Source organism: Tunturiibacter empetritectus, from assembly GCF_014201375.1.
GTDB classification, from domain to species: Bacteria; Acidobacteriota; Terriglobia; order Terriglobales; family Acidobacteriaceae; genus Edaphobacter; species Edaphobacter lichenicola_D.
This window is the reverse complement of sequence record NZ_JACHDZ010000002.1, coordinates 377,940-390,583: the sequence shown is the minus strand read 5'-3', so window position 1 is coordinate 390,583 and position 12,644 is coordinate 377,940. Positions and strand designations below refer to the sequence as shown.

10 protein-coding genes are annotated in these 12,644 nt (G+C 59.5%); 4 read left to right on the top strand and 6 right to left on the bottom strand.

Translation table 11 applies throughout. The features are described from left to right. Positions 1-420 precede the first annotated feature (420 nt). Positions 421-1,560: a hypothetical protein gene (locus HDF10_RS07750; protein WP_183812164.1), complete on the top strand. Its 1,140-nt coding sequence runs from the start codon at positions 421-423 to the stop codon at positions 1,558-1,560. Positions 1,561-1,616: 56 nt separating this feature from the next. On the opposite strand, the gene HDF10_RS07745 is transcribed toward HDF10_RS07750, so the two are convergent. Further along, a complete protein-coding gene (locus tag HDF10_RS07745) occupies positions 1,617-3,302 on the bottom strand; it encodes a hypothetical protein (protein WP_183812162.1) in 1,686 nt (561 codons plus the stop codon). A 166-nt stretch (positions 3,303-3,468) separates the two neighbouring features. Between HDF10_RS07745 and HDF10_RS07740 the strand changes: the two genes are divergently transcribed. Next, positions 3,469-4,476 carry a hypothetical protein gene (locus tag HDF10_RS07740; protein ID WP_183812160.1) on the top strand — a complete coding sequence of 336 codons (1,008 nt, stop codon included), beginning with the start codon at positions 3,469-3,471 and terminating at the stop codon, positions 4,474-4,476. A gap of 271 nt (positions 4,477-4,747) precedes the next feature. Here HDF10_RS07740 and HDF10_RS07735 read toward each other — a convergent pair whose 3' ends face one another. From HDF10_RS07735 to HDF10_RS07725, 3 genes are all read right to left on the bottom strand, one after another. Further along, positions 4,748-5,572 (bottom strand): alpha/beta fold hydrolase, encoded by an 825-nt coding sequence (locus HDF10_RS07735; RefSeq protein ID WP_183812158.1) that lies wholly within the window; start codon positions 5,570-5,572, stop codon positions 4,748-4,750. A gap of 266 nt (positions 5,573-5,838) precedes the next feature. Then, complete coding sequence (locus tag HDF10_RS07730) at positions 5,839-6,930, bottom strand: ABC transporter permease (protein WP_183812156.1); 1,092 nt, start codon at positions 6,928-6,930, stop codon at positions 5,839-5,841. A gap of 237 nt (positions 6,931-7,167) precedes the next feature. Continuing rightward, positions 7,168-8,688: a hypothetical protein gene (locus HDF10_RS07725; protein WP_183812154.1), complete on the bottom strand. Its 1,521-nt coding sequence runs from the start codon at positions 8,686-8,688 to the stop codon at positions 7,168-7,170. A gap of 344 nt (positions 8,689-9,032) precedes the next feature. Between HDF10_RS07725 and HDF10_RS07720 the strand changes: the two genes are divergently transcribed. Together HDF10_RS07720 and metK are read left to right on the top strand one after the other, a co-directional pair. Next, positions 9,033-9,449: a helix-turn-helix domain-containing protein gene (locus tag HDF10_RS07720; protein WP_183812152.1), complete on the top strand. Its 417-nt coding sequence runs from the start codon at positions 9,033-9,035 to the stop codon at positions 9,447-9,449. Positions 9,450-9,670: 221 nt separating this feature from the next. Beyond that, positions 9,671-10,843, top strand: a complete 1,173-nt coding sequence (gene metK / locus HDF10_RS07715; protein ID WP_183812150.1) for a methionine adenosyltransferase — start codon at positions 9,671-9,673, stop codon at positions 10,841-10,843. A 215-nt stretch (positions 10,844-11,058) separates the two neighbouring features. On the opposite strand, the gene HDF10_RS07710 is transcribed toward metK, so the two are convergent. Together HDF10_RS07710 and HDF10_RS07705 are read right to left on the bottom strand one after the other, a co-directional pair. Continuing rightward, positions 11,059-11,442, bottom strand: coding sequence for a nuclear transport factor 2 family protein (locus tag HDF10_RS07710; RefSeq protein ID WP_183812148.1), 384 nt, complete (start codon positions 11,440-11,442; stop codon positions 11,059-11,061). Positions 11,443-11,480: 38 nt separating this feature from the next. Further along, the gene (locus tag HDF10_RS07705; RefSeq protein WP_183812146.1) at positions 11,481-12,425 is read right to left on the bottom strand and encodes an aldo/keto reductase; all 945 of its coding nucleotides are present in this window, start codon (positions 12,423-12,425) and stop codon (positions 11,481-11,483) included. Positions 12,426-12,644 lie beyond the last annotated feature (219 nt).

Here is a 12,644-nt window from a genome sequence, read left to right as displayed (position 1 = left end):
GGCGTGGTGCATGAAGAAAGTGGTGCCAGGTTAGTGGTGCGTTGATAAAAAAATTCGGAAAAGTCCGAAAGAACGTTTTTTCCAGAGCAAGGCGACGTGCGGGAGGGGAGAATCTCTCTCCAAACACGCGGAACGGCCCGCCTGGCCTGGACTACAGCTGGACTACATCTCGACTACGCACAACCTATGGGAGGGTGCTTCAGGGGCGGCTGTGTTGAAAGCTGCTCCCCAGTGGATCCACCACGGATGTCTCGGTGAACTGACTCGCCTGAGAGTGAAGCTGACACAGACGTACAGACGCGAGACTGCGCGAGTGAATAGAATATCGAATGGCCCTAGCGAAGTCAACGATTTTGAGCAGGTTGGGGCGGGGTGCCATGCTATTATCGGGCGAATTTGGGGTTGGAAGGGATTTTACGGATGGCGGGGAGCGCGGTGACCGAAGGTAGCAGGGCGATCGTGACGAACGGAGGCGGCGCGGTTTGGTTCGGGCGACCAGACTCCCGCTGGAAGACGGCGGTCTGGGTTGGATTTACCCTGGGAATCTGCCTGCATTTTGCCTTGTCGTACAACCTGATCATCGACTTTCTCGACCTGGACGCCTACATGCGCGGGGTGGAGAAGACGCCGTATCAGTACCGCATTCTGATGATGTACGTGTTTCGCTTCTTCGCTACGCGGCATGCGGTGATCGCGCTGGCGCAGCACGCGCAGCACATGCGTCATGCTCCGCTGCTATTCCAAAAGCCCACGCAGCTGGTGCAGATCGGCATTGCGATCATGAGCCTGTTCGGGGCGGTGCTGGCGACGGCGGCGACGCTGACCAGGCTGACCGGGGACAGGATCTTCAGCCGGTGGATGAGCCTGCTGCTGATCTACATGGCCTATGCGAACTTGGCTCCGGGGTGGGGTCTCGCGTATACCTTTCCGTACGATACGCCGAGCCTGATGTTCTTCTGCCTCGGCGTCTTTCTGGTGGTGAGTGGGCGGAACCGGCTCTATTACGCTCTTTATCCGATTGCGGTGCTGAATCGGGAGACGATCTGCTTCCTGACAATATTTTTCCTGATCTGGAAGTGGCAGGAGATACGCGCACGCGAAGGCCGTGTGACCTCGAAGGACGCTCTGCGGCTGGCGGCGCATGGGGTGGTGCAGGGCGCGATCTGGGTAGGGCTGAAGCTGTGGCTGGCACATCGATTTGCAGCAAACATCTATGACTATGGCTCGACTCCGACGAATCCTCCGGTGGTGGGCAGGATGATGCTGAACGTGCATATGCTACTGCGACCGCAACAGTGGCCTGTCTATCTGAGCGTCTTTGGGTTTCTGCTGCCGGTGATATTGCTGCAGAGGAGATGGATCGGGAACCCGGGAATCGACTACGGCTGCACGATTCTGATTCCCATTTGGTTTGTGGGCATGTTCTTTATGGGATTGATGCCGGAGATACGGATCTTCTCCGAGCTGAGCGCCCTGCTGGTTCCGGCAATGGGCTTGATTGTGTATCACCGGTTTGCGCCGGTGGCGGCAGAACCGTCCGGTGCCGTGGCAGGGGTTTGAGGCTGCCGTGAGATTGGTAGGGGATTGGGATGTAAAGCAACTTCAGTGAGTTGCTGCTAGTGCTCGAGCTGGATGGGGCTGGGCTGCTGGCCGAAGGTGGTCTGGAGGAGGCGAGGGATGACGGGTTTGCGGTGGCGGCGGGGGTGCGTGCCGGGGATAGCTGGGTCCAGACGGTAGAGGATGAGGAGGTTGCGCTCGGGGTCGTCCATGGTGGGGAAGGCGGCGACGCGCTGGAGGTGGTAGATGGGTGCGAGGGCGTCCATCTTGTCGTCGTCAACCTGATTCCAGGCGACGTACCAGCCGGGGTGGTAGGCCTGAACGCGGACGGCGAGGTCCATGGTGCCAAAGTCGTCGCAGATGGAGGGCAGGCCGGTCATGAGGGAGAGGTCGGAGCCGCTGATCGAGAGGATGAGCGGGTTGTGGGTGTGGTCGGCGGAGACGATGTTGCGGATCTGAGCGGCGGCAGAGGTGTAGGTGTAGTCGGGGGTGCGGACGTAGTGGAGGGTCTGGCGGGCGTCGGTGACGGTGAGGAGAGCCAGGACGGCTACTATGCTGGCGGTGGCCAGGCGGCGGAGGGGAGATAGCGGTTCGGAGGTGACGGAGGGTTGGCTGCTGGTCCAGAGGGTGGAGAAGACGACAGGAATGAGCAGGGTGAGGGGGACCGCGAGAACGAGGTAGTAACGCGGCTGGAGGTTGTTGTGATAGGCGAGGAAGGCGGTGTAGCCGACGGCCCAGAGCAGGAGGGCTGGGATGAGCGGGTTACGGAGAAGGCGGGGACGGAGGAGGAAGGCGGAGAAGATGGCGAGAAGAGCAAGGGGATAGAGGATGTTGCCGATCCAGAGGCCGTCGACGATGGTGTCGCCCAGGACGGAGAGGGCGGTGGCGGGGGTGATGCCGGTGTAACCGTTGGCGCTGAAGAGGTAGTGGTAGTCGTCGAGGAAGTGCGGGCGGATGAGGAGGGCGTAGTAGGCAGTCCAGGTGACGGCGGCGAGCGCGGCGGCGGGGAGGGCGAGGCGGAAGAAGGGGCGGAGGCGGTAGCCGGCGCGGGCCCAGAGGATCCAGGCGATGGAGGGGAGGAGGAAGATGGCGGTGGTCTTGGTGAGGACCATGAGGGGAAGAAGCAGGCCGAGGGAGACGACGGGGAGTGCTTGATGGAGGCGGTCTCGCAGGGAGATCGGCTCGACTCCCTGCACAGGCGTCGCATAGGAGGCGGCGAGGAGGGCGAGGAGCGTGAGGAGGATGAGCAGGGGCTCGAGGATCGCCATGCGGGTGAAGACGTAGCAGAAGGGACTGACCGCCAGCAGGAGGACGGCGATGGCGGGGGCGAGGTTTCTCGAGGGGGCTTGACCTGCGGGGGTTGCGAGATGGTGCCAGCGGCGCAGGAGGAGATAGGAAGCAGCGAGGATAAGACCGAAGATGGCGACCGTCAGAGCACGGGCGGCGGTGAGGCTGACGCCGGTGAAGCGGAAGAGGGCGGCTTCGAGGAGGGGCCAGACGGGGAGGGCGGCGGCGGGGTTGAAGTCGCCGGGGACATACCAGTGGCCGCGCAGGAAGTGGCGGATGGCGCCGTCGCCGTACCAGCCCTCGTCGGTGTACTTGGCCCAGTCCATCCAGAGGGAGTGGTTGGGGAAGTCGGCGCTGAGGTGGAAGGCATGCAGGATGAAGAAGAAGGCTGAGGCGAGGAGGAGGGACGCCTCGAGGACGGGGAGAATGGGGAACGAGATGGAGCCTGGCCGCTTCATGTGTACAGAGGGTTAAACGCAAGTATGTTGTAAGAGTTTAGGGTATTACAGAATTAGTACGGAGGGGTGCAAGGAGTTGCACATGGGTGAGTTTTCAGAGCGGGACGGCCAGGGGTAGGATGCTATTCTTCCACTCAAACCCCAGTGGGAAGCGAGAAGAGAACAGATGAAGCAGGGCCCAAAGAAGGTCGTCAGCGTTTTGCTGAGTCTTATCGTTCTGTCGGCGGGTTTTCTGGATTACTGGAGCTACAGTCGGGCGTTTCATGCAGAGCCGGGGATCTGGATGGATGTGGTGGGGGGGACGGCGAATGCGCCGAACCAGTACCGGATCGGGGTGATTGATTCGGCGTACTTTCTGGCTCGACACACACATCTTGCGCTTCGGCATATGCTGACGGTGGTAGATGTGATCGCGGGTCTGGTTGCGGTGTTTGCGCTGTTTACGGTGTTGCGGCGGTCGGCGAGGTACCGCGAGGCCGGGCTGGCGGGGCAGTGGTTTGGGGCCGCTGGTTTTTTGGTGCTGGTGCAGTTTTATCTGGCGTGGCTGCTCTGGTATCAAAGGCCGGAGACGCTGCCGACGGCGGCAATCCTGGCGGTGGCGCTGTTGCTGCTGGGTGTTCCTCTGCGTGGGGGAGTGGCGGTGGTTGGGTTTCTGTTGCTGACGGTGGCGCAGGGGTTTGTTCGCGCCGATGTTGCGTTTGCGCTGCATGTCGGGATTCTGCTGGTGTGTTTGACGCCGCTGGGGCGCGGGTTTGCGCTGCCGCGGAGCTTGCAGGCGGGGACCAGCGTGGTTTCGCTGCTGGTGGTGCTGGGGATTCAGTACTGGCTGATGCGGAGGATGTTTCCTCTGGCGACTTACGGCAATACCCCGGTGTTTCAACTGCTTTCGAATTTGAGTTCGCCGGTGTCGTGGCTTCCCTTTGCGCTGTTTATGGGGCCATTTGCATGGACGGTGGGGAGGGTTGTGAGGCAGCGGGAGCGGGTGGAGGCGGCGGGAGCGGGGATGCTGGCGGGGGCTTTGGTCTTTCTGGGGATGTGGCTGGTGGTGGGGAGGATGGAGGAGGTGCGGATATTTTTGCCGTTCGCACTGGCGCTGGCTCCTCTGACGGCGGAGCTGGCGATGCGGCGGTTTGTGCAGGGTGAGGTGGCGGATGCGGCGACGGGATCGGTCTGAGTTTTGGGTGCTGGTGGATAGTGGTGATGAGGTGGTTTTTCGGTGGTGAAACGTGGTGTTTTGACAGCGTCTTTTTGTGGTGGAGGGCGCGCCAGTGGCGGGGTTTCGCGTTTTGATGGTGGATTCTTTTATTGCTGGTGCGGCGGCCTGAACGTGGGGTGTTTGGGGCGGTTGTTTGTCAAGAGGGTGGGCTTTTGTGGGTCAGCTTCCGATTAGCTCGTCTCTTGCCCGGAATTGGAGGGTCGTTTGAAGCACGACCCTCCAAAGGTGCTCATCCCTTGAAGAACGCGAGTAGGTCGGCGTTGATCGTGTCCGCGTTCGTAGTCGGCATACCGTGCGGGAAGCCCGGATAGAACTTCGTCTTGGAGTTTTTGAGCAGTTTTGCTGAGAGGGGTCCGGCATCGGCGAATGGCACAATCTGATCGTCTTCGCCGTGCATCACGAGCACGGGTACGGTGATCTTCTTGAGGTCCTCGGTGAAGTCGGTCTGGGAGAAGGCTACGATGCCGTCGTAGTGCGCCTTGGCGCCGCCCATCATGCCCTGGCGCCACCAGTTCTCGATGACCGCCTCGGAGGACTTCGCGCCGGGCCGGTTGTAGCCATAGAATGGGCCGGCTGGGAGGTCGCGATAGAACTGCGAACGATTGGCGGCGAGCTGCGCCTGAAGTCCGTCGAAGACCTCCTTGGGAAGGCCGCCCGGATTGGCCGCCGTCTTGACCATCAGGGGCGGCACCGCGCTGATGATCGCAGCTTTGGCCACGCGGCTCTCTCCATGCCGCGCCAGATAGTGCACGACTTCGCCGCCGCCGGTGGAGTGTCCGACGTGTATGGCATTCTTCAGATCGAGATGGGCGGTGAGCTCCGCAAGATCATCAGCGTAGTGATCCATGTCGTGTCCGTCGGCTCCCTGGCTGGAGCGTCCGTGGCCGCGGCGGTCATGGGCGATGACGCGATAGCCGTGATTGAGAAAGAACATCATCTGGGTGTCCCAGTCGTCGGCCGAAAGCGGCCAGCCATGGCTAAACACGATGGGTTGACCGGTACCCCAGTCTTTGAAGTAAATTGACGTTCCGTCTTTTGTCCTGACCTCGCTCATGGGATTCCCTCCTTGATTTATGCGAGGCGTGGGCCGCGCAGAGTTGTGATGCGGAGTTGTGAGGAAATGATCCCTGGAAAGGCAGCCTTCAGTTCAGGTGAACTACTTCGATCGAGATGACGCTTTTTTGTTTGTCGAGAAGGTAATAAAGGCAACAGCAACGGCAAATACGGGGATTCTGCGCTGCGCTCAGAATGACGGCTCGTTATTATTTGACTGCTCTTGTTGCTTACTCGCTGCTCTATCGCTTACTCGCTGCCTTTTGGTTACTCGTAGGAGAGTGCGTCGATGGGGTCTTTGCTGGCGGCTTTTAGGGCTGGGTAGAGTGCGCCGAGGATGGCTCCGATGAAGGCGATGGCTGTGGCCTTCCAGACGTAGGGGACGTTGATGACGAAGTCGAGCGTGGGGAAGCGGGCCTCGAGGGCGGCGCTGAGGGCGAAGCTGGCTGCGATGCCGATGACGATGCCGATGGTGGCGAGGACACCGGTCTCGCGCAGGACGATGCTGACGATGTAGGCGCGGGAGGCTCCCATGGACTTGAGGATGCCGATCTCGCGGGTGCGCTCCATGACGGCGGTGTACATGGACTGGAAGATGACGAGGAAGCCGATGATGACGGCGATGCCGATGACGACCTGAAGGCCTATGTTGAAGCCGGGGAGGCGGTCGGGCGAGATGGAGGAGAGGTACTCCTCGGCGGTGGCGACGTTGTAGGTGCTCATGCCGGGGGTGGCGAGGATGTCCTTGCGGACTTCGTCCTGGTACTTCGGCTGGTCTTCGGTGCGGAGATAGAACATGGTGGCCTTGCCTTCGGTGCCGGTGAGCGCGCCCATTGTGGTGATGGGGACGAACTTGCGGCCGCCTTTGCCGTGGGCGACGATGCCGCAGATGCGGAAGGGGTGGTTGAGGATGGTGATGGGGTCGCCGACTTTTTTGCCGGCTGCGGCGTAGTCGTCGAGGATGACGTCGTCGGGGCCCTGGAAGGGCGTGCCGGAGAGGAAGGTGAAGGGCAGGAGCGCGTCGAAGCTCTTGAAGTCGATGCCGTAGATGGTGTCGAGGGAGCTGTTGATCTGGACGTTGACGGGGGCGGAGACGATGACGTGGGGGATCTTGGCGAGGACGTCTGCGACCTTGATGGAGGCTCCGGCGGGGCTCATGCCGATGAGGTTGCTGGCGGTGTTGGGGCGGACGAACATGTCCATGCCGATGCCGTTCTGGCGGGTCTTGAAGCCGTTGAGCTTGCCCATGAGGATGGCGGTGATGGAGAGGATCATGATGACCTCGATGGCGATGGCGAGGCAGCTGATGAGCGAGCGGAGGGGGCGATGGACCAGATTGCCGGCAACTAATTTGTTCATTCTTGTACCAGTGTATGGGAATGGGGTTGCGGACGTTGTCCTGCCGGACGGGCCTCCTGCGCGGAGGGCGGGCGTTCGCACGCCTTTTTTGAGCTTCGCCCAGTCCTCCCGTTGGTCGGAATCAACTTCGCTTCCGACCAGCGGGAGGACCCCCACACATCGTCGGTTGCAAGAAAGGCATACACGTCACGAAGTGACCGCCCTCAGCGCAGGAGGCCCGTCCGGCAGGACAGTTTCTTATTGCGCCTGATCCGGCTTCGGCGGCGGAGGTAGGAGCAGCCGGCCGGCGATGCTTCGAATAGACGCTCCGCGGCGGAGCTCGATGCCCTCGGGGCCGATAAAGAGGGTTCCGATGAGGGGCGCGATGTAGGCACCGACGACAGCGGCAAAGACGATTCCAAAGGCCGCGTAAGTGGCGGTGTATACCATGTTGCCGATGTCGCCTTCGGGTGCGGTGTGGGTGTAGAGAACCAGGACCAGGAGCCCCCATGGAGTCTCTCGCGTGTCACCGCAGAGGGATTCGAAGACGAAGAAGAGGAGGAACCAGATCGCCGGCGCGAGGAAGAAGATCCCCTTCCATCCGATGAGATGGAAGGCGGTGGAGGTGGAGGAGAAGGACACGCCGGTGGACTCGTCGTTTTCGCCGAGAAGGCCAACCTCGTGGGCGTAGATATTTCCGCTCAGCAAAATGGGCTTGTTCGGCCAGATGAAGTGAGGGACGAGATTTTCGAAGGCTTCCTCAACGGGGTAGAGGCCGTAGGTGCCGAACTGTGCGGTGCGGTTGATGAGAGCGTCGTCGATCGAGATCATTTGAAGACGGTCAAAGAATCCCTGGGGGTTGTTGTAGTAGCCGAGAACGCGGTCTTCATAGGAGTCGGCGGAGGTCTCGAGATATTGCTGACGGACATAGCCCAGATTGGAAAGCAGAGAGACCACGGTCGAAAGGCTGGCTCCGCCGTTTTCTTCTCGATAGGTTCTTCCATATTGGGCATAGGGGACCAGGTATCGAAAGACAAAGATGGTGGTGAGAACTGCGCCGATGATCTGCGCTCGATTGAGTTTGTATTTCTGAGAGGCTACCGCCAGGAGCCAGCAGGCAAAGGGAGATAACATGCCTTCTTTGGAAAAGCCCAAGACGCCGAAGGCGAACATGAAAGATCCGGCGAGCAGAACCGGCAGGTTGACGCTGCGTCTTCCGCCGCTGCGGCGGATTGTGTTGATGACCCCCAGGACGACCGCCATGGGCCAGAAGCGGTTGAGCTGGTTGAGAGCGCTGAGGACCGATCCGCTGCCGGAGGGGAACGCAACAAAGGCGATGTTGAGCAGGACGCCCGCGATGAGACTGCCGACGGTAGCTGTCTGCATCTTGGCGTCGCTGACCATCTTTCCGAGGAGCGGGTTCCGGGGGGCGGATTTTTTGGTGAAATAGACGGCGACCAGCATCATGCACATGCCGCCGAGTAAGACTCGGATGGTGAGCTCTGGGTCGAAGAGATTGGAGTCTGCCGCTTCGTCGAGATAAGCCTTCATGCAAAGGCCGACGATAACGCCGAGGACCGAGTTGAAGAAGATGAAGGCTCCGGAGGTGCGGGTGAAGCCTCCGGCGAGGTTGAAGGCAAAGGTGGCGACAAGAATATAGGCGAAGCAGCAGAGCGCGAAGGTTGGGCTGGTGCCTTGAGAGAGCTGGATAACCAGGAGGGTCACCGCAAAGAAGAATACGGGGACGATCGGAATGCGTTCAGGAAATGGGAGGCGCACTCATTCTCTTTCTCAACCGGGACCGATTCCGCAATGCGTGGCTGGCGGGTGCGGAGCTTGCGGGTGGCCGTCAAAAGCCGGGGAATTACTCGATCGACGCTTCAAGTGCGATGATAGCGACTGAACGGGGTATCGTCAAAGCTATCCCTCTTAAGGGGAATGCTGGAGGATATCTTCGAAGGAAACAGTTCTAACTACCGTGGTTCCAATATGGTAGCCGGAAGAAGCATCCCCCAAAAGTAGTTTTGACTTTGACAAATGCCGAGGTCTATTCTTCGATCAATTAACGTGCGTTGGACTGGAGTTGAGCAGGTTCGCGCCGATAAGGGTTAGACGGAAGCCAAATGGAACGATTCGGCGACGAGCTACGAAGGGAGCGCGAGAGGCGGCAGGTCTCGATGGAGCGGGTCTCCACGGAGACCAAGGTTTCGCTGCGCCATCTGGAGGCGCTGGAGGCCGGGGAGTACGGCGAGCTGCCTGGAGGGGTCTTCCGAAAAGGCATTGTTCGCGGCTACCTGGCAGCGGTAGGGCTGGAAGAGTCGCCGTGGATTGAACGCTTCGAGGCTAGCCTGCGGGAGAGCGGGGCGGATAGCCAGAATGCCGACTGGACGGAGTTCGCTGAGAATGTGCGGCGAAACCGAAGCGGCGGCGGGCAAAAGACGAACATGCGCTGGATGGGCGTTGGCTCGATGGTGACGATGCTAGGGGTTCTGGGTTGGGCGGTTTGGAAGTTCGCTCTGCATGGACGTCTGATTCAATAGCAACATTTGAAGGAACTGTTGGAGTCATTTTGCATCCCATTTCGCCGTTTGCTGAGGCGGCTGCTTGATGCAGATGCCGCTTGATGCAGAATATGGCCGTTGAATGATCGTGCGACACAGATGGCTGAGTCCCTTTGCCCGGTTGCCCCTGGAGTGGGTAAAATGAAGAGATGCACGCTGCTCCGGGCTAAGTGTCCGGGCAGGTACTCTTTGGAGGAGTTTTGGCTAAACGCGACCGTTTTCTGTTTACGAGTGAGTCTGTCACTGAGGGGCATCCCGATAAGATTGCCGATCAGATCTCCGATGCGATTCTGGACGCCTGTCTGGCGCAGGATCCCTATAGCCGCGTGGCGTGCGAGACGCTGACCTGCACGGGTCTGGTGGTGATCGCCGGGGAGATTACGACGAAGGCTTATGTCGATTTTCAGAGCCTGGTGCGCGGAACTGTCGCCGCGATTGGATATGACAACGCTCTGTATGGGTTCGATTCGAATACCTGTTCGGTGATCTCGACGATCAACAAGCAGTCGGGCGATATCGCCATGGGTGTGGATACGGGTGGAGCGGGCGACCAGGGGATGATGTTCGGCTATGCGACGAACGAGACGCCGGAGCTGATGCCGACGCCGATCTCGCTGGCGCACAAGCTGGCGTACCGGTTGAGCGAGGTTCGCAAGAATGGCCTGATGGCTTACCTGCGGCCGGACGGCAAGAGCCAGGTGACGGTGGAGTATGACTCGGACAACAAGCCGAAGCGGGTGGATGCGGTTGTGATCTCGACTCAGCATGCGGAGAATGTTGGAAACGAAGAGCTGCGTGCGGATATTTTGAAGAATGTGATTCAGGCCGTGATTCCGGCGGAGCTGCTGGACCAGGATACGAAGTACCACATCAATCCGACGGGCCGGTTTGTGGTCGGTGGACCGATGGGCGATACGGGTTTGACGGGTCGGAAGATCATCGTGGACACGTATGGCGGCATGGGACGGCATGGCGGTGGAGCATTCAGCGGCAAGGATGCGACCAAGGTGGACCGTTCGGCGGCTTACATGGCGCGGTATGTGGCGAAGAATATCGTCGCGGCTGGGCTGGCGGACCGCTGCGAGGTGCAGCTGGCCTACGCGATTGGTGTTGCCGAGCCGGTGAGCGTGCTGGTGGATACGTTTGGCACGGGCAAGACTGATGAGTCGAAGCTTGAGGACCTGGTTCGGAAGAACTTCTCGCTGACGCCGAAGGGCATCATCGAGGGGCTCGATCTGCGCAAGCCGATCTTCAAGGCGACGGCTGCGTATGGTCACTTCGGCCGCAAGGGCGAGGGCTTTACGTGGGAGAAGACCGATAAGGCCGCTGCACTGGCGGAGCAGGCTGGGGTCAAGCAGGCGGCTTCCAACTAGATTTTTTTCTGGATGGATTGGAAACGGGCGGGCCTTCGGGCCTGCCTTTTTTCTTGTGGCGGGCTGGTTCAGTTACTTATGATCGCTGCTATGATCCTGTTTTTTGCACGCCAATTCTCTGCGCATAAAAAAAGCAAAACCTCGCCGACCGACTGAGTGTCCGGATTGCCTGTGATCCGACAGCACCGTGACTCTGATCGGATCTCAATTCGGTGTCACGCGATCTGCTGGACCCATTGGCTTCGCCAGGCGGGCGCCTCAAAGGGGTCCGCAAAATACTGTGTCTCGTGCACAACCTTACCGTTGCGGAACTCCATAATGCTCACGGTGTATGCCGGTCGCCCCTGGTAGATGATGGTGTATTCCGTGATCCAGAGGTCACCTTTTCCGAGAATTCGCTTGACGTTGAAGCCTGACGGTTTGCCTGGGTGATGACTCCGCAAGGCCTGCAAATTGTTTCGCCCGAGGATTCGCTCCCCTGATTGGGGATAATCACAAATGGCATTGTCATCATAAATATCGTGCTCCGCGTTTGCATCGCCGGCTGCCGACGCACGCCAATGCGCGTTCAATGCTTCGCGTATCTGTTCTTCTTGCATGGGCTGCTCCAGGTGTTATTTTCAGGTGTTGTTTGGCTTCATGCTGATTTAACTCGTGGAATGAACCCTGGGCTGCCGGTATTCACCACGTCGTTGAGCCTCTGTCTGATCTGAATGCTATTGATCTCGTCAATCGCGTCTTCTGGAAGGGTGGAGATGTCAAAGTTCTCTCGCGCGCGAGCCGCAGATTTGGGTGTGGTAAGCAGAGCCGTACCGCGCTGCACCGCCCATGCCAGCAGCACCTGTGCAGGCGTCTTTCCAACCCGTACGGCAATTGCCGAGATGACTGGATCTTCGAGCAACCCCGGGCGCATTCCGTGACCCAACGGCGCGAAGGCCAAAAGCACAATCCCCTTCTCTTTGCAGAACTCCAGAAGTTCCGTCTCCGGCAGGTACGGATGGGCTTCAACCTGGACCACCGCAGGCTTGATTCTTGCGGATTCGTAGATTGGCAACAATTGGTTCAAGCTGATGTCCGACAGACCGATGGCCCGGCATCTGCCGCCGTCAACGAGAGCTTCCATTGCTCTCCATGTATCGAGCAAAGTCACTCCGTTGTCGTATAGGACATTGCCGTTTTGATCTCGCGGGTCCTGCTCGTCTCCCGGTTGAAATGCAAACGGAGTGTGAATGAGATAGAGATCCAGATACCTGAGCCTGAGTCTGTCGAGACTCGCCCCGAAGGCCGGTTCGACACGTTCGGGCCGATGATTGGAGTTCCACAACTTTGTGGTGACAAAGATGTCTTCGCGCGCAATCCCTCCGGCAGCAATTCCTGCCTGCAAGGCCTCGCCGACCTCACGCTCGTTCCGGTATCGCTCCGCGCAATCGAAGTGTCGAAATCCGGCTTCCAGTGCGTCTCTGGTTGCAGTGACGGTCACGGCTGCGTCGGGAATCAAGGTGCCAAAGCCGAGTGCGGGAATATGGCCGCCCCTGTTGTTGAGCGGCATCTTCGTCAGCCGAAGATCAGAAGATTCAGCCATGGGGACACCTCCACGTTATTTTGCGTCCTGCACCTACCGGTTTCAAAATTTAGATGTCCTGCCCCAGAAAAGGCGCCAGCAAAATCGTCAAAGCGTTTTTCGGAGACTGCGCACCCTGTGTGTACCCTGCTTTGTTGCTTAGCATATGCTCTGTTTTTTGGTTGTGGGGTCTGGGAGAAGATGCAGTAGACTGCTGGCTATCGCTTAATTGCATCCCAT